The organism is uncultured Roseibium sp., from assembly GCF_947499295.1.
In the GTDB taxonomy this organism is placed as follows: domain Bacteria; phylum Pseudomonadota; class Alphaproteobacteria; order Rhizobiales; family Stappiaceae; genus Roseibium.
Genome location: NZ_CANMNP010000001.1, coordinates 658,711 through 684,773 on the forward strand (window position 1 = coordinate 658,711; position 26,063 = coordinate 684,773).

Here is a 26,063-nt window from a genome sequence, read left to right on the forward strand (position 1 = left end):
GTTGCCCCTCCTATGTCCGCCGATGGCAACCTTCTCGTTTCAACGGACCGCCGGCGCCATAGAGGTTTCAAATGCCAATGACCAAAGATTGTCTTCTTTCAAAGCGTTGAGACAATAGATCACCTTTCGTGCGTGATAGAGCATGGCAACCCAATCGGTGATCAGATCAGTGTCTTTGCCTGCAAGATCAGGCAAAACCGCTAGCCAATCGTCGGCAATCTCTGTCCCACGCTCAGCCAGGATCTCATCAAACACACTCAAAATGCGGGTATTGAGCCTGTCCGCAAGCTTCTGAAGATCGACGCCATCCGGAACCATGGACAATTCCTGTTCCACCGCCATTCGGGCTTGATGGTAGAGAACCACATAGTCGGCCAGAACGATCACCAGAACATCAAGTCTGTTGGCCGCTCCGGAAAAACTCGACCAGGGAGCCTGTTCGGCACGATAGGCACTTGCGGTTGTCACCAGCTTGCCGGCGGACACGCGCAATGCGGAAAAGTCTCCCCAGTCGTCCTTTGCCCTGTCCCCGTCCGTGCGCAGATAATCTTTACAGGCGCTCAGATAGTCAGCAGCAAGCGCGCGGATCCCCGTGTCAGACCGTTTTGGAAAGAGAACAAATGCAACGCCCAACCCGATACCCGCGCCAATGAGCGTGTCATAGAGCCGTGACCAGAGCTCCAAAATTGGAAGGTCTTCGAGGGTCTGAAGCCCCATGACCACCAGAAAGCTTATGATACCGGACGCGACCGCATAGTTGCGTTCCATGAAGACGATTACGACAGGAATCGATACCACGACCAGGCCAATTCGGAACTCCGACACCGAAGAAAGCAAAGGATCAACGGCCATTGCGACAACAACACCGGCTGCTGTACCGAGGCTTCGCTGAATGGTGCGCTGAACTGTTGTTCCAAGCGTGTTGCTCAGAACTATGACAATTGTCAGCGTCACCCAATAGGCGTGGCTCAGCTGAAAATAGACACCAAGGCCATATCCTATTGCAGCTGCGACCCCTGCCTGGAGCGCGAGCGGCCAGGACAGGCGGGTCAACCAAGCCGCCTTGCTGAGTTCCGCCGCTGCGGGCGGAATTTTGGGGACAGGGCTGCCCCTTCGCGACAACGCGCTCAATCTCTTGAACGCTTGAGCAATCCTAAGGATTTGGAACTGATCACTCACCGGAAGATCCGTATCCGGTATCTCCCAGCTTTTTCTGCACTCCTCCGACTTTGGCACGCTACCGGATTTGAGCGCTGCCGCGAGTTCATCGACCGAGTTTTTGAAAGCCGGTGTTGAGGTTAGCCGCACTTTGCCAGATTTCGTCAGGTGGGCCAACGCATCCCGAACCACCTCCAAAGCAAGTTCGATCATGGTTGCATTTTCCGGCGAGAGGCCTCGAACTGAGGGCTTTGCCCCCAGAAGCTGCGTACAAAGTCGCAGTTCCCCGCGCAAAGCCGCCAGATCCGCCATAGCAGCGGCAGCACTCTGGCGATCTTCCAGCAAACCGGTGGCTGCAAGATTTAGAAATCCGGCCATAGCCTCCCGGTTGGCCGCCTCCACGCGAAGATAGGTCTTTTCGGTTGAAGGTCGCCACACGCCTACGCGGATGGCCATCGCAACGACTGCTCCCAGGACGGCCATTGCCGGCATCCAGATGCCGGGAGAACTTGGCAAGCTGCCCATGATCACGAACAACCAGCAAATCGCCATCATGCGACCGGCGCGCTGCCAAAATCCACCGATCCCGTCCAGCGCGAAACCAAGCGCGATTACGGCAACCCAGATCAGTTGCAAAACCAGTGAGCCTGATGCTCCTGCCAGAGTTCCGGCAAGCCCGCCAATACTGAAGAGAAGTACCAAGACACCCGCCATTGCAGTCAGCGAGGCAATTTCCTGACGGCGCGTCGCAACGGGTGTGAAGATCAGGCAATGAGCACCTGCTGCCGCGGCAAGCACGGCCAGTTTGAAGCCAGAGACATTCTCGACAAAGCCGCCGGCCATGTGCCCTAATGTGGCAGCCACGAGAACGGTCAGCATCAAATGCACACCGCGCACAAGTCTGAGTGCGCCAGGGTCATAGGTCAGCAATCGAGATAGTGTGTGAAACAGCTTTTGAAGCATTGGCCTAACGTGAACTGCCGGTGTCAAATCATTGGTTTTCTTATCAAGACCCTTTAGTCGATCAGAGTCAGGCAACAGCAAGTCCCAGAATGCAGCCGAATACCGGTTACAGCAAAGGAAAAGACGAAACTCGTCTCCTGGGGTTGATCTCAAGGCACCTTTGTCCGTTGCCATGAGACGCTTCGGATATCGGACATCGCAGCACCAGAGCAAAACGGCGCAGACAGTTTGTTACACTTTTAGGCGTTGAGCGATGTTGCTCGCATTGCCTGTCAACTTTAGCCTACCGAGGATTTCAGCTTTCTGGAGACACAGCATGATCCGCACATCCTCAATTGCAGCGACCGCTGTGTTGACCCTTGCGACTGTTCACACAGCCACCGCTGCTCCTCCTGATCTCAAAACGCCGGCGCCCGTCATCTTTTTGGCCGACAATCTGGATGAAAACCAGAACCTCGGTTTCTGCATAGACACGGTCGGACGCGGCTTGTCGGACCGCCTTCACGCCCATTCGTGCAAGCCGCAAGGCGGCGATGTGCAGTTCCTCTTCCTGGCGGACACTGGAAAGATCAAGTCCGCGACATTTGAAAACCTGTGCGCCGAACTGCTTGCCCCGGCGGCGGCGGGTGTAACCCTTGGGCTCCTACCCTGCAGCGACAACCCGATGCAGGCCTTCGCTTACGATCCAGGCAAGCAGGAATTCCAACCTCAAGGCACAAGCGACCTTTGCCTGGTCAGCCCGGGAGATACACGCAGCGCAGGACCGTTCGTTTCACGCGACCTTGCCCTTGCCAATTGCGCCTCAACGCCTCCTGCTCAAAAGCAATGGGTCATTCGGGAATAACCAAATTCACAAAGGTCCCGGCTCAGTGCCATTCACTCGAGCGACGCGGGAAACGTTCTGCACTGCACGAATGTCCGAAAGGCGCTCAGGATGTGCAACACAGTCTTCGAATACGGCTAAGAACGTTTTACAAGCCGTTCAAAGTGGAATCTAAACCCAACCAAGCGATTTGTTTACAGAGCAGACTTGTTCACCCAATACCGAACAATGGAGCGTTCAACTAAGGTGAATTTATTTCGTCTCTCAAGTAATTTTCTAATACTTACAAAAATCCAGTCAATTACTCATGGCGAATACGGCAATGATGAGTGATGCAGGTTTATTTTCAAATTTCCATCAGCATCTCTCAAGTAACCAAACGTGTATTCTACTTTAACTTCCTCTCCATCAGGATCAGTGAAGAAGTAGTTACCCATTGCCATTGCTACTTCGTCACTCGTAAAAATTCCATTGTTTTCCCAACGTACATTTGTCCACCCCTTGGTAGCAAAACCACTATCTTCTGTACCATCAGCGCCAATGAAATAGCTTAGTGCTTCATCAAATGTTTCACGGAATTGGTCTTCAGCTGCCAACGTCGGTTTGAACATAACGTCCGTGTCGCCATAGGCATAAAGTTTCTGAATATGATCGGTCGCACGGGTTTTGAAGTCACCGCCGTTTGCGTACAGAGCAGCTATTTCAACGATCCCTTTGCCCCAGCGTTCCTGGGCATCGATAACGGCTTGCTCCGAGATCTCTCCACCAAGAGCTGCGCCGGAAAACATCAACGAAAGCCCGACACTTGCCGCGATGGTATTTTTGATAGTCATTGCTTTTCCTAGAACCAAGTTGACATTCGATTTCGTACTCAAGGCCCGCCCTTGAGGGAACCTCCATATTGCAGCCTATGAATGCTAATTCTTGATATGCAATCATTGAGTTCAAAAGAAGGTTGGAACGGTTTCGTTCAGTTTCTCAACTTTTTCTGTGATTTTCGTGAGGCGGTATCGGTAGGCCTTTCTGACCCTACTGTAGAAACGAGGACAGAGCTTACACTGAACATGCAGGCTCAAAGACTGCCGGTAACAGCGATTTTGCCCAATCATACGCACGCCATTCTGACCACTCGGCAGGCAACTGAATACACCTGCAAAGTTGCAAGCACTCCGGATTCAGGGTGACCGTCCCGCCGGGACACTGTGACGTGGTGTTGCTACGGACCGTTAAGTTATATCAGCGGTGTAAAGTGAAGGGCGAAACCAGTCGAGACGGCTGTTTTTTGATCGGCGATCAATGCAAGGCTCAAGAACTGACGATGGTCTGACACCCAAGGTGTCCGCCCAAACCAAACTCGAGACCCCAATACCCGATTGGAAATACAGGCAAAAACAAACCCGCCGGAATTCGCGGGTTTGTCAGCAATCTGAGGCGCCCCGATGGAACGCCTTTTTCGGTCACGACCGCTTTCCAGGGTCAGCGCGTCAACGGCTTGTACTTGATCCGGCGCGGGTCGGCGGCATGAGCACCAAGGCGGCGGACTTTGTCCTTCTCGTAGTCTTCAAAGTTTCCTTCGAACCATTCCACATGGCTGTCGCCTTCAAATGCCAGCATGTGTGTCGCCAGGCGGTCGAGGAACATACGATCGTGCGAAATGACCACGGCGCAACCTGCATAGTTTTCAAGCGCATCCTCGAGGGCGGCAAGCGTCTCGGTGTCGAGGTCGTTGGTCGGCTCATCGAGCAGGAGCACGTTGGCCCCCTGTTTCAACACCTTGGCAAGGTGTACCCGGTTGCGTTGACCGCCTGACAGGTCTCCAACCTTGGCCTGTTGAGCCGGACCCTTGAAGTTGAAGGACGAGCAATAGGCACGAGAGTTGATCTCCTTGTCATCCAGGTAGATTACTTCAGCACCACCGGAAATCTCCTCCCAGACATTGTTGCCGGGATTGAGCGCATCGCGAGACTGGTCGACATACCCCAGATGCACGCTGTCACCGACGACCACCTCACCGTTGTCAGGCTTTTCCTGACCGGTCAGCATCTTGAACAGTGTCGACTTGCCGGCGCCATTGGGACCGATGACACCGACGATACCGCCGCGCGGCAGTTTGAACGACAGATCATCGATCAGAAGACGGTCTTCGAAACCTTTCGAGACATTCTTGACCTCGATGACATTGGCGCCGAGACGCTCACCCACCGGGATCAGAATCTGTTCGATTGATGGCATACGCTCTTCCTGAGCGCTGAGCAGATCATCAAAGGCCTTGATACGAGCCTTGGATTTGGTCTGGCGACCCTTCGGGCTCATACCCATCCATTCACGCTCGCGGGCAATCGCGCGTGAGCGGGCCATGTCCTCGCGGCCTTCCTGCTCCATACGCTTGGTCTTCTTCTCCAGGTAAGCGGAGTAGTTGCCCTCATAAGGAATACCGGAGCCGCGGTCGAGTTCCAGAATCCAGCCGGTCACATTGTCCAGGAAGTAGCGATCGTGGGTGATGATCAGGACGGATCCCTTGAATTCACGCAGATGCCGTTCAAGCCAGTGGACGGTTTCAGCGTCAAGGTGGTTCGTCGGCTCGTCAAGCAGAAGCAGGTCGGGTTCGGACAGGAGCAGCTGACACAGCGCGACACGGCGGCGCTCACCACCGGAAAGATTTTCAACCGAAGCATCGGAGGGCGGACAGCGCAAAGCTTCCATCGCCATTTCAACCTGGCTTTCCAGGTTCCACAGGTCCTGGGCGTCAATCTCGTCCTGAAGCTGAGCGCCCTCATCCGCGGTTTCCTCGGAGTAGTTCATCATCAGTTCGTTGTAGCGGTCGAGTTTCGCCTGTTTGTGAGCGACACCTTCCATGACGTTTTCCATCACGGTCTTGGTTTCGTCCAGTTTGGGCTCCTGCGGCAGATAGCCGACTTTGGCACCCTCTGCAGCCCAGGCCTCACCGGAATACTCCTTGTCGAGACCGGCCATGATCTTCAACAGAGTCGACTTACCGGCCCCGTTCGGCCCCAGGATGCCGATCTTGGCGTCCGGGTAGAAACTGAGATGGATGTTGTCGAGCACTTTCTTGTTGTTATAGGCCTTGGAGAGGCCATGCATGTGATAGATGAACTGGCGCGCCATGGGGCTCCGCTTCTCCACTTTCGAAAACTGACGGGAATCTTTGGAATTCTGCCGGGTCTTTTAGGGGAGTTTTGACCGTGGGGCAATGGGGGCAATTGCCTGCCTCGGTGCAATCAGTTTCCAGTCCCATCATCTCAAGTATCGACCACTCGGCGCACAGGCGCTTGAACGCCGAAATCGTTCTAGGTTCTTGGTAGTGATTGCAACCACTTAGGTTCCAGTCCCGGCTTGCACCGTTTGCTTGAATTCACTGTCAGACCGGTCCTAATCTTCAACGTTTCGGGCGTTTTCACTTCCCAAGCGAGGCCCAACCTTTCCAGCGTTGTCACCAGCCACCAGCCCGGATCGGTCTGACCCGGCAAAATGCCCAGCTTCGCAGAACTCGGAAACGCGTGATGATTTTCGTGGAATGCTTCCCCGAATGTGAGGAAGCCAAGCTTGGGCAGATTGTAGCCTTGAACGCAGGCGCCTTTGACGTAAAGCAGGTGGTCTTTGGGTTGATGCGCATAATAGCCCACCAACCAGTGACCGATGAGAGACACCGAGACCCGAACGCAAACGCCCCAGACAACAAAAGGCAACCCGCCCAGAAGGTAAAGCGGCACGGCAACGACGAACTGCTGAGCCATCCAGGTAGCCTCAACACGCCGGTAAAACGGATCATGTGCGACCTCGTCCTCGATCTTGAATTGAGGCTCTTGCTTCAGGTGTATGCCACAACAAAGCTGCAACCAGGCGTCTTTCCAGAAACCAGACCGGTGGGAAAAGAAGTCGTGACACCCTGACTGGCGCTGGCCCCAGTCCCTGAAATCATGAAGCCGGATCATACCAAACGGACCAGCCATACCAACCAGGACACCCAGATAGACAAGCAGTCTCTCGATGTTCTTGTAGGTCCTGAAGGACCGGTGGATCAGAAGCCGATGCATACCGACCGAATGGCCACCGCAAATGGTGATGGCCGTCAGGACGACAAAGACTGCGACAGCAGCGGGCGTTGCTGTAAATGGCCCCGCAAACAGTGCTATCGCGGTCATGCCACCAATCCAGAGAGCTTTGACGGGCTTGAAGACGACTTCACCTTCCAGCGGATTGGCTCCGCATTCGGAAGACACACGTTCCGTAGAGATGGTATTCACCGAATGATGTGGAACTGCAGACATGGTACTTCCCTCCGGTCCGAACGGTGGACACAGGTTCTTGTCTTCCGAAGGCCTCTTCGAAAACATGGTGGATTGGATGACAGCGGGACCGCCGGAACCGACGAACACTTGCCTTTAGCGCTGTTGTTCACTATTTAGGCTGTAAGCTAAATACCATCAGTTAGATAATTAGGCAATCACCTAATTACTGATTTTTATGCATTGCATCGGAGCGCGACGACATGAGCGACCTGCAAGACTCTCTAAACGCTGCAGAAACCGGCGGGATTCAGAAAATCTTCGAAGCGCTTGCCTCTGCGCCACGCCGCAAGATCTTGGCCTATCTGTCACACAGCTCGTTGACCGCCGGAGAAATCGCCGACCGCTTTGACATGTCGAAACCGTCGATCTCCCAGCATCTCGGCGTTCTGGAAAGTGCTGGACTGGTGCACAAGGAAAAGCGCGGTCAATACGTGCATTATTCGATTGTGCAGGAGAGCCTGACCAACACGTTGAACAGCTATGTTCAAGAGGTCTGCCCAGTTGCAAGGCCACTCAAGAAAGAAAGCGCGGCGCTTAAGGGCGGCTCTGAATAGAGTGACACTTAGCCTTCGCTCCCTCGCATTACCCTTATAATCCGGCAACACAGTTTTTTAGGTTTCGGCAATTCAAGCCGAACGCCTGCAATGGATAAAAACAAACTGGTCTCTCAGGGCAAACCATTTGATGCCCACCAAGGCTTTCTTGCTATAAGCCTAAATCGTATGGTCTGCGCCACTCGTTCTTTTTCCAAATGGATTTCCCATGACCGCCATCGACATTCTCCTTCCCCGTCCAACCTTGCCTATTGTCGAGGAGCAACTGGATGCAGCTTTTACGGTGCATCGGCCCTACAAGGCCGAAGATCCGGAAGCCATGCTGCGTGAACTGGGTAACAAAATCCGTGGGGTTGCCATGGCGTTTGGCACGATCGACGCACAGTTGCTGACGAAGATCCCGAATGTTGAAATCGTCTCCAGTCTCGGGGTCGGATACGACCACATCAACATCCCAGACTGCAAGGCAGCAAATGTGATGGTGACACATACCCCGGACGTACTGTCCGATGAGGTCGCCGATACCGCCATCGGGCTGATGATCATGACGATCAGGGAACTCGGACAGGCCGAACAATGGGTGCGGCAGGGAAACTGGGTTTCAAAAGGCCCCTACCCTCTTACTCAGGCTACACTGCGCGGGCGTACACTCGGGGTGTTCGGATTGGGCCGCATCGGCAAGGAAATCGCCACGCGCGCGGAAGCCTTTGGCATGTCCATCCGCTACCACGGACGGAACCAGCAAAAGGACGTTGCCTATCCCTATGACGCCAGTCTGGAAGATCTGGCCGAGGCTTGCGACACACTGATGGTGGTCGCCCCGGGAGGTGCTGCCACCGAACATGCGGTCAATGCCAGGGTGCTGGAAAAACTGGGCCCTGATGGCATCGTCCTCAATATCGGTCGGGGCAGTGTCATTGACGAAGCCGCTTTGATCGAGGCTCTTGATAAAGGTACGATTTACGGGGCCGGTCTTGATGTCTTCGAATATGAGCCGCAAGTGCCTGAAGCCCTGTTGAAGCTGCCGCGCGTCACTTTGCTGCCTCATGTGGGTTCGGCTTCGCAAGCAACGCGCAACGCAATGGGTCAGCTTGTCGTCGACAACCTGACCAGCTGGTTCAAGTCCGGCAAGGCGGTTACGCCGGTGCCCGAGATGCGTTGACAAGACGACAATCGATTTTATTGCCTTTTCAAGACCTTGGGAATTGGAGCAGACTTCAAACCTTACTTATGGTAATCTTACGTCCTTTCAGAAATGACAATTCAACTGACCGTTTCGCGGCCACATTTGTTTGGATTGGACTTAATAGATGGCCGAAGTCGACGATGATGCCCTTCCTGCGAGTGTAAAACTTGTTGATTGCCTGCCTGACTTGGACAATCTCCTGAACCGCCACATTTCCAGTGCGCGTTGGGATGGTATTACCGGCGAAGAATTGGTCGAATATATATTCGATTTATTTGGGGACGCGCCCAACATCGACGCCCCAATCGAAACCTGGATCAAGAGTAACCTTCCAAAGGCGACTCCCGGAACACCCGGTAAACAGTTTCAGGCCGACCCCAAGAAAACAAAGTACAGAAACACTCTAAAAGCCGGTTCCAACAGCATGGCTTCGATCATCCTGTGTAATCGCATATTGATGGGCGGAGACAAGGTCGGCCACTTCTTTCAGCTTGGCTACCGGATTTACCACCGGAAGAAAGGTAACAATCCAACCCACACCCGCGAAGTTATAGAAGATCAGTCGATTGCTGCATGGCGGGCCTACAAAAATTATGAGTTTGGAAAAATTTCCGACGCGATCCTGGACGGAGGAGCGCGCATTATCGCCCGAAAGACGGGGGTAACATCGCCTCCAAAATTCGTTCAGACCCAATGGAACCATGGCAAAGAAATGGGTTCGTTTGGAATTCGTGCGACCGGTGTCTATTCACCAGCTGACATTGCCGCCAACAACGCCGGCGCAAGATTTTATACTGACCTTGCCAAGCTCAAAGGCGGCAAGATTTCACTCGCAAGATACATTGACCGTACATGGAATGAATCGGTCAACTGCAACAAATACGCGGCGAACGTCGGCACGCGCGTATGGGAGAACCTGCTCCTGCACCGGAATTGGGTGTTGCAGATGGACACTGCTTCCCACGACCGAAAGGTGCACGCAAATTGCACGTTTTTGAAGAAGGCCAATACATTCGAGGCCGCTTTGAGCATCCTCGGCAAACCCCCGGAAGGGTCGTTGACCCTTTCACCAGTTTACAAGAAAGACGCCAAAGGCCTCATCGAAGGTATCACGCTAAGCGGTCCCTGGTCTTACAAAGGCGAAAGCGGCCTGATGACTATCAAGTCCTCGAGAGAATGCTGGATCAAAGGCACTTGGGGAACAGGACAATCCAACCAAAACGGTGGAGACTGTCTGCTTTTTATGTAAAACGTGACAGAAGAAACGTGCTCGCCAGGCGCTACGGTAACAGCCTTGCGAAGAGGGCAGCCCAGCTTCCAGATATTTTTCAAAAATTGATCTAATTTGCGCGGGACTGCTCTTCAACCGGGCACCGGAAGGGCGTGAAAGTGCTGCCCATGTTTGCGCTCACGCTCATCATGATCATCAGATCGGCGAAAGCGAAATCCGCTTCCGTCCTCGGGCAGGCAGGCTTGTTTGAAAGACAGCCTGCCTCGATGAAGGCATTGCTGTCTTTCAGGAATTCAGGCGTCAAATTCGGCTCACCGATTGAGGCCAAGGCCCGCGCCGACATCTCTTGATAATGAGCGCAGTTCCGCTGCCGCCGTTCGTCCCGGCTTTCCGCCCACGCATCCGTGGCAACACCTGTTCCCAGGCAAGCAACCACACAAAACACCGGAATTGCTGACAAGAACCTGATCACAACATGATCTCCAAGCGACAGCGGGAACATGAGCTTCGGCCTCCGAATGCCTTACGGTTTCAGAGCCGAGGCAACGGCGCGGCCGATATCGGCAATTGCCTGGTTGCGTGCCTTGAAAGAGGCCTGCGTCTCGGTGATATAGACCGCTACCACGACAGGAGCCCGGCCTTCCGGCCAGATGACGGCGATGTTGCTGCGCGATCCGTTCCCTCCTGCCCCGGTCTTGTCAGCCACCTTCCAATTTGCCGGCAACCCAGCTCTCAGCGTTGAATTCCCGACGCGATTGTCTTCAAGCCAGCTTTGCAGCTGTTTTTTTGCATCAGCGCTCAGAGCGTTTCCCAAAACCAGCTTTTGCAAAGTGGCGGCCGCAGCTGCCGGTGTCGTCGTATCCCGTTCATCTCCAGGCTGGCCATAATTCATCTCAGGCTCGCGTCTGTCGAGACGTGTGACGGTGTCTCCGATCCCGCGCAGGTAGCGGTTCAGTGCGTCAGGTCCACCGATATCGTCCAGAACAAGATTGGCCGCTGTATTGTCGCTTTTCGTCACGGTCGCCTCACAGAGCTCCAGAAGGGTCATACCATCGGTTCCAACCTTGGTTTCCGTGACTGGAGAATAGGATACGAGATCCGATCCTCGGATCTCAACGCGTCTGGTGGGATCTGTTTCTCCAGCTTCCCCCTGATGCAACAACGCAGCACAAAGAAAAGTCTTGAATGTGCTGTTGAGCGGAAAACGCTCCTGCGCACGGTGTGTCCAGTTTTCTCCGGTCTGTCTGTCGACAACGACAACGCCAATGCGTGCCGAAAGACGCGCCTGTGCATCCTTGACGGCTCTCTCGATCGGTGCAGGGTCGAATTCTGCTGCGGATGCCGCCTGGTGGTGACCTGTCACCCCAATGGCAACGAGTGACAATCCAAAGGCGGCGCGGCGAATAAGATGGTTCATCGGTAAAACTCTAAGATTTCGGGTTGTGTTTCGGACTTCCTATGCGCGCCCCAAAGCACTGTCTGTCCGGCAAGGTCTCTACGATGCCTCAGCAATAGACATCAAACAAACGATGATTTATGACGTCTGACATGAGAAAAACTTAGTCACCTGGAGGCCAATATCGATATTTCACAATTGCCTCTCAACGCTCTCAGGGCATTCGAGGCTTCCGCCAGGCTGCAGAGTTTCACAAGGGCGGGGCTGGAACTTCGTGTCTCTCAGACTGCCATCAGCCACCAGGTGAAAGCGCTGGAAGAACGGCTTGGCGTTGAACTCTTTGAGCGTTTGCCCCGGGGTGTGAACCTGACAGAAGAAGGTCAGGCTCTTGTACCTGTCCTGAGCGATGCGTTCCGCCGCATGAGTGCCACCCTCAAAAGGTTCGAGGACGGCAACTTTCGCGAAGTGCTGACGCTTGGCATTGTCGGAACATTTGCCACCGGATGGCTGTTACCCCGCCTGGAGGCCTTCTCGGCGGCCAATCCGCAGATCGATTTGCGACTGCGGACCAACAACAACCGCGCCGACATTCTGGCTGACGGTCTGGACTGTTTCATCCGCTTTGGAGACGGGGCCTGGCACGGCACGAATGCAGTCAGGCTGATGTCGGCATCAATGTCGCCTGTCTGCTCTCCCGCAACAGCAAAGCGCGTTGAGGCGCCCGGTGATCTAGCTGACTTTCCGCTATTGAGATCCTATCGGATTGATGAATGGGCATTGTGGTTCCAGGCTGTCTGCCTGCCTCCGCCCAGAACACGGGGCTGGATGTTCGATTCATCCCTGACCATGGTTGAGGCCGTTGCTCAAAACGCGGGTGTCGGGCTTGTCCCGGTCGGAATGTTTCTCTCCGATCTTAGAAGCGGCCGCATCGTTCAACCCTTTCAGGCAAGCGTCAGCACTGGCAGCTACTGGCTCACCTGGCTGAAGTCGCGTGAGGAAACGGGCGCCATGCAAAAATTCCGGCACTGGCTGGAAACCGAAACGAAGTCCGAAAACGCCCAGGACTAAGCCTTGCGGCCGATGACCATTTCCCGTTTACCAGCGAAACCGCTTGTCTTTTCAATCAGAAATCCGGCGGCCTGCAAGTTCCGCCGAACCCAGCCCGCAGCCGTATAGGTGGCCAAGGTCCCCTCAGGAGCGGTCAGGTCGGCCGCAGACCTCAATAGATCCGCATCCCAAAGTTCCGGATTGCGCGCCGGGCTGAAGCCATCAAGAAACCAGGCATCGACAAGTGGAATGACAATACTGGTCGTATCGGCAGCCTGAGTTTCAGGCTTCAGGTCCTTGATCAACTCCCGGGCATCTCCCACGCCCAGGACCAGGTTTGCTCCGGCAACCCTGAACTGCGACCAACCGGCACATGGCTGCCAATATTCAATAAGTTCATTTGCCAGATCGCCAAGCTCGGGAAACGCGCTGAGAGCCTTTGCAAGCTGATCGGGTGTCATGGGAAAAAGCTCAAACGACACGAAGGTTAATTCCGGCGGGTTTTCAAGGGTCCGCCAAGCTGCGATGGCAGTCAGAAAATTAAGTCCCGTACCGAAGCCGAATTCCGCAATGGTGAAAGCAGTCGTCGTCGCAAAACGATCAGGCAGCTGGTTTCCGGCCAGAAAGACATGGCGCGTTTCAGCCAAGCCACCAGCCTTGGAGAAATAGGTATCTTCAAATCCCAATGCTTTCGGGACATCTCCGTCCAGCCATTGCAGTTCAGGTGGATTTGTCGACATATCTCTTCACATCAATTGGTTACGGTCAGCGACGGGCTTCACATTCGCCGCAATTGCCATTGCCTGACGCTTCTCATATGAGAGCTGGAAGGCTCAATCAACCAGCAAGGTTTTCCAAAATGGCACAAGGCCAAGCCGCCTCATACGACATCGCAATTGCCGGTGCGGGCATTTTCGGTCTGTCAATTGCCACCGCAGCAATCAAGGCTGGTCAGCGAGTGGTCGTATGCGAAGCAGAAACAGTTGGTTCCGGCTCCAGCGGAGGACTACTTGGCGCTCTGATGCCTCATATGCCGGCACGCTGGAACCCGAAAAAAGAGTTTCAGTTCCAGGCGCTATTGAGCCTTGAAAACCATGTTCGGCAACTCGAAGCCGAAACAGGTCAATCCGTTGGATACAGTCGTTGCGGGCGCATTCTGCCACTCACGACAACGGATAAGCTTGAGCATCATCTGGAACGCGCAGAAGAAAGCAAACTTCGTTGGCACCCTGACAAAACCGGCTTCACCTATGCCGTTGAGCCGGCGGGCAGCCGCGCAGACTGGCTTTCTGCAGACGCTGCACCATTCGGCATTGTTTATGAAACCCTCGCCGCGCGCGTTTCACCCCGGCAATATCTTTCAGCTCTCAGCGCTTTTGTTCGCAAGCACGCAACTCTCGTGGAAGGAGCAAGGGTTACCGGCTTCGACGAGGTCGCAGGTCGCGTAGAACTCGAAGATGACCAATCCACACTCCAAACCGTCAGCCTCATCCTTGCTGGAGGATTTTCAACCTTCGAGCTTGTCGAGCAGTTGACCGGAGAACGCATAGGACGCGGTGAAAAGGGACAGGCCTTGATCCTGGACGGCGCGGGTTTGGAGGGCTATCCGGCAATCTATTGTGACGGCCTCTACGTCGTGCCGCATGACAATGGAACGGTTGCGGTCGGCAGCACATCGGACAGGGAGTTCACAGACACCCACCCGGCACCGGGCAGGAGCAGAGAGCTTATCGAACGCGCCACTGCCTTCTGTCCCAAACTCAAAGATCGCCTACTGATCAAGGACTGGGCCGGCATTCGGCCCCGATGTCACAAGCGCGACCCGCTGATCGGCAAACTTCCCGGCTATGAAAACCTTTTCGTCGCAACCGGCGGCTTCAAGATATCTTTCGGCATCGCCCATCAGATAGCAGACGCTCTCATTGCAGAGATCATTGGTGGATCAGCGATGCATGAATTGCCCGAGACATTTCAACCAGCACACCATTTCGGCGTTAACCGGCTGGAGGCCGATGGTTGATTGGATTCATTTGCAATATGCTTGGGCGGACTTGCTCACAGATCTAAGGCGCGCAAGCTTGACGAGAGGAGACTTGTCGCTCCATCGCAGTGAACGAATGAAGCGCTAGAGCGCGGCAACCACAGCGTAAAGAGCGTAAATGGTCGCCGAAATAGAGCCCCAAAACAGCAAGTTTTTCGCCAACAAAACGGGCATATTCACAGTCCCACCCCGATGAACCGGCGTTGCAGACCGTTTGCGATCCCCACCCCTGGCGTCACAAACGTCGGACATTGCTGATGCCGTCCTGGCCATACCGGCTACCTTCAAACATGGTGTTCAACGGAACGATTGGATTTGCAGTTCCAACCCCGCGTCATACCGTTTAAAAGGTAAATAGTTAATTACCACTTAAAGTCACTACGGATACATTAACAAAATAAACCATGATGAAAACATGACGCTAAGCAAAATATTCCCGTATTTTTTGAATTTTCGCGTCAAAAATCAGAGATTTCCACTTGGGCAAAAGGTTCCGTGATCACAATGAGCTTAGAAAGTGTTCGAACCCACTTTGAAAATGTTGCGCCTGATCTGGAGGTTCTCGTCACTGACGAGAGCAGTGCAACCGTAGATCTTGCAGCTCAGGCTCATGGTGTCGCGCCGGGTCAGATTGCCAAAACCCTGTCTATCCAGCTCAAGGAGAAGATCTTTCTTGTGGTCACACGCGGCGACGTCCGGCTGGACAACAAGAAGGCAAAGGCGGCCTTTGGCGGAAAGGTAAAAATGCTTGGTCTTGAGGACGTAGAGCGACTAACAGGCCATCCGGTTGGCGGTGTCTGTCCCTTCGGACTGGCTGAGCCATTGCCGGTCTATTGCGATGTGTCGCTAAAGGACTTCGATATCGTCATTCCCGCTGCAGGCGCAACCAACGCCGCCGTCAAGATCTCGCCCGAACGTATGGCGGAGATCACATCAGCCGAATGGGTCGATGTTTGCCAACCGCCGCTCAGTTCCTGAAGAAATCAGAGTGTCAGATCCGGTAGTAGTCGCGATACCACTCGACAAATCGGCGAACCCCGTCCTGTACCGAAGTGACCGGGCGATATCCCGTCAGACACTGTAGCAGATCCGCATTTGCCCAGGTGGCTGGCACGTCGCCCGCCTGCATGGGCATCAGATTGCGCTCTGCCTTCTTACCGGTTGCATCTTCAATCGCCTCGATGAACTCCGTCAGCTGAACGCTGGTGGAGTTGCCGATATTGACCACACGCCAGGGGGCAACAGGAGACAGGCTGTCACCTACCGGCACTTCTTCATCTTCCCCAAGACGAACCGGCGCTGCGTCCATTAACAAACGAATGCCTTCGACGAGATCTTCCACGTAAGTGAAATCCCGTTTCATGTCACCGTGATTGTAGACATCTATCGGCCGCTCTTCGAGGATTGCCTTGGTAAACTTGAAGAGCGCCATATCCGGGCGCCCCCAGGGACCATAGACCGTGAAAAACCGGAACATGGTCACAGGCAGATGGTAAAGATGGGCATAGGAATGCGCCATCGATTCCGTAGCTTTTTTCGTGGCTGCATAAAACGAGAGCTGATGATCTGCCTTGTCGGTTTCCGTATATGGCATTTGCGTATTTGCGCCGTATGCGGACGAAGTCGATGCCAGCAGCATGTGCTCCGGTGGATGGGCACGAGCAGCTTCCAGAAGTTCAAAAGTTCCGCAAATATTGCTCTCCAGATAGGATCGCGGCGCTTCGATGGAGTATCGAACCCCAGCCTGGGCAGCAAGGTGAATGACGAAATCAGGTGTTTCGGTCTTGAACAAGGACATGAGCAGTTCAGGTGTTTCCACCCGGTCGTTGACTGCCTTGAAGTGCTCGTGCTGCAGCAGCATCTGCTGGCGCCGCTCCTTCAACCGCACGTCATAGTAGTCGGTCATGGCGTCGAGCCCGATAACCCTGAAACCGTCCGCAAGGAGGCGCGTACACAGGAAATAGCCGATAAAGCCGGCAGATCCGGTTACAAGAACGGTTTTCATGCTGCGCTCGAAGCCTTCCATCGATGACTGATTTAAAACGCGTCTTAAAGGGCTTCGTATGACCGGGCAATGACAAAGTCCGTATTCGAACCTGCTTGAGCATTCTCTGACCGGGCGCTAAGAAATTGCCATTGTCTTGATGACTTCAGTGAAAAGGCTCCAACACTCATGTCCGTTCTTGTCACCGGCGGTGCCGGCTACATCGGCAGCCACACAGTGCTCAACTTTCTGGATGCGGGTGAAGCACCGATCGTCGTCGACAATTTGAGTACCGGGTTCGATTGGCTGGTGCCCGAGGGCATACCTTTTTACAAGCAGGACATCGCAGACAAGGATGCCGTAACCGCCATCATGCTTGAGCATAAGGTGGATACCATCATTCACTTTGCCGGATCGATCATATTGCCGGAATCGATTGAAAATCCGCTCAAATATTATCGCAACAATACTGCAAACTCACTCGGTCTGATGGAAGCTGCAGTTGCGGCGAATGTGAAGCATTTTGTGTTTTCCTCAACCGCCGCCGTATATGGCTTGCCGGATAGCGTGCCGGTAGCCGAGACGGCCCCATTGAGGCCCGAGGCACCATACGGCACGTCGAAACTCATGACCGAACAGATGCTTCTGGATGTCGCAAACGCTCACGACCTTACGATTACGGCGCTGCGTTACTTCAACGTTGCCGGTGCCGACCCGCGCGGACGCGCCGGCCAGGCCACTCACAACGCCACAAATCTTATCAAGGTCGCCTGTGAGGCGGCTACCGGCAAACGCTCATCGATGACCGTATTCGGCCAGGACTATGACACCCCCGACGGAACCGCTATCCGTGACTATATTCACGTTTCCGACCTCGCTATGGCGCACCGCCTTGCCGTGGAGCGCATGCGTCAAGGCGGAAGCAATCTCATCGTCAATTGCGGCTACGGGCGTGGGTTTTCCGTATTGGACGTTGTCCGTGCCGTAAAAAAGGCCTCAGGAACCGATTTTGCCGTCGAGATGGGGGAACGCCGCCCCGGAGACTGCCCTGAAGTCGTTGCGCAAAGCTCGCTTGCCCGTGCCGAGCTGGGCTGGAGACCGGAACTGGATACCATTGATCAGATCGTAGGAGACGCCTATCGCTGGGAAGACAGTCTTACCCGCAGGAACCGGGTCTGACGGTATTGCCCTTTTCAGACGTCTCCCCGAAAGATTTAGATCCCGTCTCCATGGGTCCCTGCAATGGACAGGAAGCCATGGTTGCGCAGGTATTCGATGATATCTTCTGCAACTTCCTCAGGATCATGCCCGACGTTTCGAATATGTAGTTCCGGATTTTCCGGTGCTTCATAAGGACTGTCGATGCCGGTGAAGTTCTTGATCTCTCCGCGGTCTGCCTTGGCGTAAAGTCCTTTCGGGTCGCGCTTGCGGCACTCCTCGATCGGCGTATCGACAAACACCTCGATAAATTCGCCCTCGCCCATCAGATCGCGTGCCAGCCGGCGCTCCGATCTGAATGGCGAGATGAACGAAACCAGCGTGATCAGACCGGCGTCTGTAAAGAGTTTGGCGACTTCCCCGACCCGGCGAATGTTTTCCACGCGGTCAACGTCGGTAAAGCCCAGGTCCTTGTTGAGACCATGTCGAACGTTGTCGCCATCGAGCGTATAGGTATGGCGTCCATCGATATGCAGTTTCTTTTCAACAATCGAGGCGATGGTCGACTTGCCAGAACCGGAAAGACCCGTAAACCAGAGCACCGCAGGTTTCTGGCCGAGTTTTTCCGACCGCGCGCTTTTGTCGACATCCAGAGCCTGCCAGTGAATGTTGCTGGCGCGGCGCAATGCAAACCAGATCAAGCCGGCACCGACGGTCGCATTGGACATGCGGTCGATCAAAATGAACGATCCTGTGAAGCGGTTTGCCTCATATGGATCAAACGGGACAGCCGAAGACAGCGCGAAATTACAAAAGGCGATCTCGTTCAACTCAAGCGTTTTGCCGGCGATATGCTCAAACGTGTTGACATTGATCTTGTGCTTGATCTCCGAAACGGTCGCCGTGACTGTTCGTGTACCAAGCTTCAATAGGTATGGACGCCCAGGCAACAGCGGCTCATCCGACATCCAGATGACATGCGCCGCAAACTGGTCGGCAACGTCTGGCCGGTGCGCGGCAGAGGACAAAAGATCGCCTCTGGAAATGTCAATTTCATCTTCGAGCGTGATTGTGACCGCTTCACCTGCTCGCGCTTCGCTGACTTCCCCTCCGGCACCAATGATGCTTTGAACCTTCGACGTGGTTGCCGGGCCGGCAACCACCAGTTCCTCGCCAACCGCTACGCGGCCACTGGCCACCGTGCCGGAATAGCCCCGGAAATCGAGATTGGGCCTGTTCACCCATTGCACCGGGAACCGGAACGGGGCCTCAAGGGTGTCTTCGCCAACTTCAATCGTCTCCAGATGCTCCAGAAGATGCGGGCCGGAGTACCAAGCCATCTTCTCGCTCTTCAAGGTGACGTTGTCACCGTAGCGCGCGGACATCGGGATCGCTTGTAGCGTCTCGAAGTCGAAACCGTTTGCGAATGTCTCGAACTCCTTGCGGATTTCCTCGAAACGATCCTGCGAATAACCCACGAGATCGATCTTGTTGACTGCCAGCACCACGTGCCGGATCCCCAAGAGCGAAGCGATGAATGCATGTCGGCGTGTTTGCACCATCAGGCCGTTGCGCGCGTCTACCAGAAGAACGGCGAGATCCGCTGTGGAGGCTCCGGTCGCCATGTTGCGCGTGTATTGTTCGTGGCCCGGCGTATCGGCGACAATGAACTTTCGCTTGTCCGTCGCAAAGAAGCGATAGGCGACATCGATGGTGATGCCTTGCTCACGCTCGGCCTCAAGCCCATCGACAAGCAGGGCAAGATCAATGTCCTCACCAACCGTGCCGTGCTTTTTTGAATCCCTTTCAAGGGCCGCAAGTTGATCCTCGAAGATCAGCTTGGTGTCGTAGAGCAAACGGCCGATCAAGGTGGATTTGCCATCATCGACGGAGCCGCACGTCAAAAACCGAAGCTGGTCCTTGCTTTCCTGGGCAAGGATATAGTCCGTGACAGCTGTTTCAGTTGCTTCCTGAACGTCGAGAGTCGTCATCTTAGAAATATCCTTCCCGCTTCTTTTTCTCCATCGATGCGCTTTCGTCCTTGTCAATCAAACGTCCCTGACGCTCAGACGTACGGGCAATCAGCATTTCGCGGACAATGGCCGGCAGAGTTTCGGCATCTGATTCAATTGCACCGGTCAGCGGGTAACAGCCAAGGGTGCGGAAGCGGACGCTCTTTTCTTCGATGACTTCGCCAGGCAAAATCTTCATCCGATCATCATCGACCATGATCAGCATTCCGTCCCGCTCAACGACAGGACGTGTGGCGGCAAAATAAAGCGGCACCATCGAAATGTTCTCCGTCAGGATGTACTGCCAGATATCCAGCTCGGTCCAGTTTGACAGCGGGAACGCGCGGATGCTCTCTCCTTTGGCAACACGCGCATTATAGAGGTTCCAGAGTTCGGGACGCTGGTTCTTCGGGTCCCAGCCATGGTTGGAATTCCGGAAGGAGAACACCCTTTCCTTGGCGCGAGATTTTTCCTCGTCACGACGCGCTCCACCAAAGGCGGCATCGAAGCCATACTGGTTCAAGGCCTGTTTGAGCGCCTCTGTCTTCATGATGTTGGTATGGACCGAAGACCCGTGATCGAACGGGTTGATGTTCTTCTGCAATCCCTCCGGATTGGTGTGAACGATCAGATCCAGCCCCAGCCGCTTGGCCGTCTCATCCCGGAATGAGATCATGTCACGGAACTTCCATGTGGTGTCCACATGCAGCAGCGGAAACGGTGGCTTGGCCGGATAAAACGCTTTCATCGCCAGATGCAGCATCACACCGGAATCCTTGCCGATGGAATAGAGCATCACAGGATTGGAAAACTCCGCAGCCACTTCACGGATGATGTGAATGCTTTCTGCTTCCAGTCGCTTCAAATTGCTTAGGCGCTCGGGTGTGATGCCCTGAGATTGCATGTTCATGTTCACTTTTCCATTGTGGTCGCTGGCGACCAAACACTTTGTTTCGTCCACTCGGCTGAGGTCAGTCTGACAAGGCTAGATCGGCCAATACGGAACGGCAGCCAACGGCGAGAAAATGAGGATTAAGCAAATCGTCTTTTATCGCCTGAGTTGGCACCTGGTAGGTGAAGTCCTTGCCTGTTTCAGCATAGACCAGCGCACCACCTGCAGCACGCAGGACAGCATCACCGGCTGCAATGTCCCATTGCATCGTCGGTGCCATACGTGGATAAAAATCTGCCTGGCCGGCAGCAAGCCAACACAGTTTCAGGGACGATCCCACAGACAGTTTTTCTGCAACGCCCAAACGGCTGATCAAGGAAGCCGTTTCTTCCGACATATGCGACCGGCTGGCCAGGACACTCAGGCCCGACTGAGGCGGCGTCCGCACCGAGATCGGTTCAACGTCCACGATTTTTCCGGTCTCAATCCGACCCTTGAAAGCGCTCTTGTGTTGGTTTGCAGCTATCGAGCCACCCCAAAAGATTTCACCTAGCGCCGGTGCGGAAACAACACCGAACACCGGGTTGCCGTCCTCGATAAGGGCAATGTTGACCGTGAATTCTCCGTTCCTTTTCAGGAACTCCTTGGTACCGTCAAGCGGGTCCACCAGAAAGTACCGTCCCTCGACAACCGGCAGTATTCCAGCCTCGACAGATTCTTCCGCAACCACGGGAATTTCTGGAAAAACCTGTGCCAATCCAGCCAGAATGACTTTCTCGGCAGCCGCGTCAGCCACGGTAACTGGCGATCCATCCGACTTTTTTTCAACGTCGAACGGCTCAGCATAAACTTTCAGGATCTCCTCACCAGCCTGCACGGCAAGCTGAGTCAATAAGGATATCTTTTCTTCCGTCATCAACACCTCTTCAAGCGCTGTTCTGCCCGAACTTTGCGCTTATCCCGCTTCATGAGCGTGGACGTAAATAAAAGGAACAATGTGTATCAATTCAAGGAATGGTGTTCCACGAAACCGGCAGAATGGAAAACACGTGAAACTGTCTCGCCCCGACTTATGCGGTTTTGTTCCTCTGCTCAAGAAAACCTTCCCGGCAGTGGGTGTCTTTCAACGATCAGATTCACTTCTTGGCAAGGGCTTTTGGCTAAACTCACAGGGCAAAGGTGGTAAAAACCCCGAGTTATTGGAGAAGTTAGTCGCCATGTCGGACACCGGTCCCTCACTGCAGGCAGAGTCGGAAGAAGCCACGGAAATCGTTCCGCGCGCCCGTCGTGCACGTGTGTACAAAAAGGGCAAAATGGTATTCCAAAACGGTCTGCGTTCCATTCCCTGCATCGTGCGCAACATATCCCAGGGTGGCGCACTGCTGGAATTTGAGCAGGCCTACATGCTTCCAAAGCACTTCGAGCTCTACATCGATCTTGAAGACTATGAAGTCAGCTGCGAGCGCCGTTGGGAAGAGGGCTTGCGCTGCGGTGTCATGTTTGTCGGTGAGAAGCGGCAAGTGGCACAAATGCGGGCACAGTCGCTGAAGACGTCCGAAGAAGCATTGACGAAAGACGACGACCCATATGTCGACAACACCGGTGGCTTTTTCGATCGGCGCAAGGCTGACGACAGACGCCTGGTCAAGCCGGGCGAACCTCTGAGCCGCCCGCGACCCGGTTCGGCCAGCGGAAAACCCTCCTTCGGCAAACGTCGCTAGAAGCATTTGAGGTCAACTGACCTGAAAGCTCCTTCAGATCCACTGAAGGGGCTTTTTGCTGCTTTTCTCCTTGCGTCGAACTGTCAGCGGCTCCCAATTCAAAAGAGACCACGGTCACTACAATAAGAATTGCCGGTAACACCATGCCCTGCTGAAATGCCGGCGGGATTGAAGCAACTCGGGCAGCTATTCCTGACTGTCCAGGAAGGCTTGTGCCGATTCCCGTGTTTCGTAGATGTGAGCAGCCCCTTTCAGGGTCTCGCCGAGCTTCAGACGCATGAAGGCCGAACCGGAATACCGGGTCACGGTGCTGTAAAAGCGGCTTTCAAGATCGGCGACCATTTCCGCATAGTCGTTGGCAATGTCATCATCCAGATGAAAACCATCATAGTTTACAATCACATCGACACGCTCGCCCAAGGGACCACAGACCCGCTCCACTTGATCGCGAACCTGCGCCACTTCGGTTCGTGTGCGAATACGCATTTTTTCGAAGTTGATGAAAAGCCTGTCGTGAGAAGGATCGAGGGCGATGCGTTCAGGCAGATCGAGATGCAACAATTCGCGCCTCAGATCCATTGGCCCTTCAGCAAAGAGACGTGCATCCATCTCCTGGAGTTCACCGATGATCGGCCGGAACCCCATTTGCTCCAGAATGTCGTGATCGACATCGATACCTGGTGCGACCTCGGTCAAGACGAGCCCTTCTTCGCTCAGCTTGAAAACGCAGCGCTCCGTTACATAGAGCACCGGCTGCCCGAGGCGCGCTGCCCGTCGCCCTGAAAATGTAACTTGTTCCACATCGCCCAAGAATTTCCGCGACGCTCCTTCATTCACGACCTCCAACCGGCCAGCCGTCAGCCTGATCTGCAAACCTTTGGCCGTGAAGGTTCCCGCAAAGACAAGCGACTTCGCGTTCTGACTGATATTGATGAACCCACCTGCCCCCGCCAAGCGCGGTCCGAAGCGGGAAACATTGACGTTGCCAAGTGCATCGGCCTGGGCAAGTCCAAGACAGGCCATGTCCAGTCCGCCGCCATCATAAAAGTCAAACTGCACGTTCTGAGGAATGACCGCGTCGACATCCACGGCAGCACCGAAATCGAGACCGGAAGCCGGTTGACCTCCAACAACCCCGGGCTCGGCAGTCAAGGTAACATGGTTCAACATGCCTTCTTCTGCGGCGACCGCGGCCACGCCTTCCGGCATTCCGATGCCCAGGTTTATGACGCCGTTGACGGGAAGTTCAAACGCACAGCGCCTAGCAATGATCTTGCGTGGGCCAAGCGGCATCGCCGGTATCTCACCGGCCGGAGGACGAATGCGGTTGGTAAAGGCGTGGGAAAAATCGGTCTTGTAGGTCTGCATATGGTTTTCGGGCTTCGCCACCACCACGGCATCAACCAGGATACCGGGTATCTGGACGTCGCGCGCCTGAAGACTGCGCCCGCGTGCAAGACGTTCCACCTGAACAATCACCACACCGCCTGCATTCTTGACTGCCATGGCCTGCGCCAGATTGTCGATCACCAGGGCTTCGCGTTCCATGGTGACATTGCCGGCTTCATCCGCCGTCGTGCCACGCAGCAGGGCAACGGTGAGCTTCGGGGCCGGGTAGAACAGATACTCTTCACCATCCACTTGCATCAGGTCAATTTGCGGTTCGGTGGACATGTCATTGATGGCGCCGCCGCCATTGCGCGGGTCGACGAATGTCTCGAGCCCGACTTTGGACAACATGCCCGGTTTGCCTGCTGCAGCGTCCCGATAGAGCTGGCTGATGCAACCCTGAGGCAGATTCCAGCCCTGAATTTTACCCGAGACAGCAAGCTCGGCTACTTTCGGGATCAAGCCCCAGTGGCCTCCGACCACCTTTTTCAAAAGGCCATCATGACCGAGCCTGTTTAAGCCCCTGTTCTTTCCATCTCCCTGGCCGGCAGCAAAAAACAACGACAGGTTTCTGGGAGTGCCATGCGCCAGAAATCTTGCTTCGATTGCCGCAAGCAGCTCGTCGGGAACTCCAATACCGACAAAACCGGATGTGGTGATGGTGTCGCCGTCCTTCACCAGGGCAGCGGCATCCGACGCAGATACAACCTTCCGCCGCATGAAATCCTCCCAGTTGTTTTTTGCCAGTTTGGAACGGGCAAGGAGGCGGCGTCCAGTAGCAACCTTCCTTCTTGTTGCTGTTCTTCGGTCTGGCGGGCAAGGAAATGACGCACGCCTTTGCGGCGCGGCGGTGAACTCAGAGCTCCACGCAAAGTGCCTGTAGCATTGTACGTCGTGCGACAGTCAGACCAACGCGCCGAGATCGTACCAGCAGGTGAAGCTTGTCTCCGCCGCGCCATAAAGCAGGCATTTCGATCAAGAAGTGATTGCACATGTGGCTTTCAGGCACGGGAACTTCACCGGTTCATTCTTCAGGTGATGCGTGCGGAAAAACCTTGAGAAACAGAGATTTCGTGGACAGGCATCCTGACATCAGCCCAAACAAAAAGGGTGCCGGTTTGCACCAGCACCCCCCTGTTTGGAGCAAGACGCTCGTTTCGGCTACATTTCCGAGGAAACGCGATGCCAAATCGATCCTGGTCTCCAGACTTTCCAGCTTCCTTCCAGAAGCCTTTCAGCCCGTGTGTACGAAATCTGGCGGATTTCGAACCCACGCCGGTTACACGGATAGCCCGCCGTTACCGGTTTGCCGGAGCGCCAACTGCGTCACGTGGCCGCTGAAAGCGCATCCCATGCGGTTTCCCAAAACCTTCTGGTAAGTCATCCCTAAGGAAAACCCCCAGTCAACCTGGGCATGGGCTACTGATTACCCAGTTTGGCGACCCGCTTACCAGGGCGGAACCTGTCTGGCTCAGTAGTTGATATGATAGTGATCAAATATTTAATTGCTGTCTACTGAGATATTTACTTTTCAACACCTACGGAATAACTCTGTTGACAATTTGTGAATAAGTCCGATCTTGAGTAATTTTTCTATTTTAACTACAAAATCTTAGCCGTGTTAACGTTTTTTACTTCTGCAACGCAGCAAATCGCGACAGCTTTTGCGGCAACGCGGCAATTCATGACTGATGCGATCAGGCGCTTCAACAGGAGGCAACTGAGGCCTGATGAGGCGAGTTGAAAGGCTTCAAATTGTAAAAGAGATAGTTGGCTGGGGTGGCTGGATTCGAACCAGCGCATGGCGGTACCAAAAACCGCTGCCTTACCGCTTGGCTACACCCCAAGGCCGTGGGAGAGGTGTATAGCGGGGCCGGTTCTGAAGCGCAAGCCTTGCCGGGCTCAATCTTTGAGCTGTTTGAAGTGGTTTTCCCCAGAAGGCTTTGCACATGAATTGACCGGACAATACAGAGCATATCGGGAAGCACATCATAGGGCTGTATTTCCCGGGATTTCTCGATGCTACCTATTCCAGTGAATTTCCGGCGTTTTGACCTAACATTCTGAATTTGTATCGAAAACCAAAAAAAATCTGCCCGCTTCAGCAATTTTCTTGCGGGAACAAGTCAGCTTTGCTAAATGACCCTCCACGCAGCGGGCCCTTGCCACGCTGTTCCCGATGGATCTAGTCTTGTGCG

Annotated in this window: 21 protein-coding genes and 1 tRNA gene; 9 read left to right on the forward strand and 13 right to left on the reverse strand. The window is 54.5% G+C overall.

Features of this window, described 5'->3' with window-relative positions; all coding sequences use genetic code 11:
- Positions 1–39: 39 nt before the first annotated feature.
- Positions 40–2,295 carry an FUSC family protein gene (locus tag Q0835_RS03080; protein WP_298958307.1) on the reverse strand — a complete coding sequence of 752 codons (2,256 nt, stop codon included), beginning with the start codon at positions 2,293–2,295 and terminating at the stop codon, positions 40–42.
- 142 nt (positions 2,296–2,437) lie between these two features.
- Here Q0835_RS03080 and Q0835_RS03085 point away from each other — a divergent pair, with 142 nt between their 5' ends.
- Positions 2,438–2,965, forward strand: a complete 528-nt coding sequence (locus tag Q0835_RS03085) for a ricin-type beta-trefoil lectin domain protein (RefSeq protein ID WP_298958309.1) — start codon at positions 2,438–2,440, stop codon at positions 2,963–2,965.
- A gap of 284 nt (positions 2,966–3,249) precedes the next feature.
- Here Q0835_RS03085 and Q0835_RS03090 read toward each other — a convergent pair whose 3' ends face one another.
- The 3 genes from Q0835_RS03090 to Q0835_RS03100 form a co-directional block, all read right to left on the reverse strand.
- A complete protein-coding gene (locus Q0835_RS03090) occupies positions 3,250–3,777 on the reverse strand; it encodes a phosphoribosyl-AMP cyclohydrolase (RefSeq protein ID WP_298958311.1) in 528 nt (175 codons plus the stop codon).
- Positions 3,778–4,420: 643 nt separating this feature from the next.
- Positions 4,421–6,070 (reverse strand): energy-dependent translational throttle protein EttA, encoded by a 1,650-nt coding sequence (gene ettA, locus Q0835_RS03095; RefSeq protein WP_298815873.1) that lies wholly within the window; start codon positions 6,068–6,070, stop codon positions 4,421–4,423.
- A gap of 182 nt (positions 6,071–6,252) precedes the next feature.
- The gene (locus Q0835_RS03100; protein ID WP_298958313.1) at positions 6,253–7,233 is read right to left on the reverse strand and encodes an acyl-CoA desaturase; all 981 of its coding nucleotides are present in this window, start codon (positions 7,231–7,233) and stop codon (positions 6,253–6,255) included.
- Positions 7,234–7,454: 221 nt separating this feature from the next.
- On the opposite strand from Q0835_RS03100, the gene Q0835_RS03105 reads away from it, so the two are divergent.
- From Q0835_RS03105 to Q0835_RS03115, 3 genes are all read left to right on the forward strand, one after another.
- The gene (locus Q0835_RS03105) at positions 7,455–7,808 is read left to right on the forward strand and encodes a metalloregulator ArsR/SmtB family transcription factor (RefSeq protein WP_298958315.1); all 354 of its coding nucleotides are present in this window, start codon (positions 7,455–7,457) and stop codon (positions 7,806–7,808) included.
- A 208-nt stretch (positions 7,809–8,016) separates the two neighbouring features.
- The gene (locus Q0835_RS03110; protein ID WP_298815869.1) at positions 8,017–8,970 is read left to right on the forward strand and encodes a 2-hydroxyacid dehydrogenase; all 954 of its coding nucleotides are present in this window, start codon (positions 8,017–8,019) and stop codon (positions 8,968–8,970) included.
- A gap of 148 nt (positions 8,971–9,118) precedes the next feature.
- Complete coding sequence (locus tag Q0835_RS03115) at positions 9,119–10,243, forward strand: hypothetical protein (RefSeq protein ID WP_298815867.1); 1,125 nt, start codon at positions 9,119–9,121, stop codon at positions 10,241–10,243.
- 91 nt (positions 10,244–10,334) lie between these two features.
- Here Q0835_RS03115 and Q0835_RS03120 read toward each other — a convergent pair whose 3' ends face one another.
- On the reverse strand, positions 10,335–10,727 hold the full coding sequence (locus Q0835_RS03120) for a hypothetical protein (RefSeq protein WP_298958317.1): 393 nt from the start codon (positions 10,725–10,727) through the stop codon (positions 10,335–10,337).
- A 21-nt stretch (positions 10,728–10,748) separates the two neighbouring features.
- Entirely contained in the window at positions 10,749–11,642 is an 894-nt protein-coding gene (gene bla, locus Q0835_RS03125; RefSeq protein ID WP_298958319.1) for a class A beta-lactamase, read from the reverse strand.
- 162 nt (positions 11,643–11,804) lie between these two features.
- On the opposite strand from bla, the gene Q0835_RS03130 reads away from it, so the two are divergent.
- Positions 11,805–12,689 carry a LysR family transcriptional regulator gene (locus tag Q0835_RS03130; protein ID WP_298958613.1) on the forward strand — a complete coding sequence of 295 codons (885 nt, stop codon included), beginning with the start codon at positions 11,805–11,807 and terminating at the stop codon, positions 12,687–12,689.
- Here the strand turns inward: Q0835_RS03130 and mnmD are convergent.
- Positions 12,686–13,408, reverse strand: coding sequence for a tRNA (5-methylaminomethyl-2-thiouridine)(34)-methyltransferase MnmD (mnmD, locus tag Q0835_RS03135; protein WP_298958321.1), 723 nt, complete (start codon positions 13,406–13,408; stop codon positions 12,686–12,688). The genes Q0835_RS03130 and mnmD overlap by 4 nt on opposite strands.
- 119 nt (positions 13,409–13,527) lie before the next feature.
- Here mnmD and Q0835_RS03140 point away from each other — a divergent pair, with 119 nt between their 5' ends.
- Together Q0835_RS03140 and Q0835_RS03145 are read left to right on the forward strand one after the other, a co-directional pair.
- Entirely contained in the window at positions 13,528–14,688 is a 1,161-nt protein-coding gene (locus tag Q0835_RS03140; RefSeq protein ID WP_298958323.1) for an FAD-dependent oxidoreductase, read from the forward strand.
- 525 nt (positions 14,689–15,213) lie between these two features.
- A complete protein-coding gene (locus tag Q0835_RS03145; protein ID WP_298815855.1) occupies positions 15,214–15,687 on the forward strand; it encodes a YbaK/EbsC family protein in 474 nt (157 codons plus the stop codon).
- Positions 15,688–15,700: 13 nt separating this feature from the next.
- On the opposite strand, the gene Q0835_RS03150 is transcribed toward Q0835_RS03145, so the two are convergent.
- Positions 15,701–16,714, reverse strand: a complete 1,014-nt coding sequence (locus Q0835_RS03150) for an NAD-dependent epimerase/dehydratase family protein (protein ID WP_298958325.1) — start codon at positions 16,712–16,714, stop codon at positions 15,701–15,703.
- Between the two features lie 168 nt (positions 16,715–16,882).
- Here Q0835_RS03150 and galE point away from each other — a divergent pair, with 168 nt between their 5' ends.
- Positions 16,883–17,872 carry a UDP-glucose 4-epimerase GalE gene (gene galE, locus Q0835_RS03155; RefSeq protein WP_298815851.1) on the forward strand — a complete coding sequence of 330 codons (990 nt, stop codon included), beginning with the start codon at positions 16,883–16,885 and terminating at the stop codon, positions 17,870–17,872.
- A 35-nt stretch (positions 17,873–17,907) separates the two neighbouring features.
- Here the strand turns inward: galE and cysN are convergent, their stop codons facing one another.
- From cysN to cysQ, 3 genes are all read right to left on the reverse strand, one after another.
- Entirely contained in the window at positions 17,908–19,842 is a 1,935-nt protein-coding gene (cysN, locus tag Q0835_RS03160) for a sulfate adenylyltransferase subunit CysN (protein WP_298958327.1), read from the reverse strand.
- Position 19,843: 1 nt separating this feature from the next.
- Positions 19,844–20,773: a sulfate adenylyltransferase subunit CysD gene (cysD, locus tag Q0835_RS03165; protein WP_298958329.1), complete on the reverse strand. Its 930-nt coding sequence runs from the start codon at positions 20,771–20,773 to the stop codon at positions 19,844–19,846.
- A gap of 61 nt (positions 20,774–20,834) precedes the next feature.
- Positions 20,835–21,671 (reverse strand): 3'(2'),5'-bisphosphate nucleotidase CysQ, encoded by an 837-nt coding sequence (gene cysQ / locus Q0835_RS03170; protein WP_298815844.1) that lies wholly within the window; start codon positions 21,669–21,671, stop codon positions 20,835–20,837.
- A 301-nt stretch (positions 21,672–21,972) separates the two neighbouring features.
- Between cysQ and Q0835_RS03175 the strand changes: the two genes are divergently transcribed.
- Positions 21,973–22,476: a PilZ domain-containing protein gene (locus tag Q0835_RS03175; RefSeq protein ID WP_298958331.1), complete on the forward strand. Its 504-nt coding sequence runs from the start codon at positions 21,973–21,975 to the stop codon at positions 22,474–22,476.
- 186 nt (positions 22,477–22,662) lie between these two features.
- Here the strand turns inward: Q0835_RS03175 and Q0835_RS03180 are convergent, their stop codons facing one another.
- On the reverse strand, positions 22,663–24,585 hold the full coding sequence (locus Q0835_RS03180) for a CoA-transferase (protein ID WP_298958333.1): 1,923 nt from the start codon (positions 24,583–24,585) through the stop codon (positions 22,663–22,665).
- 1,051 nt (positions 24,586–25,636) lie between these two features.
- A tRNA-Gln gene (locus Q0835_RS03185) sits at positions 25,637–25,711 on the reverse strand.
- Positions 25,712–26,063: the final 352 nt, after the last annotated feature.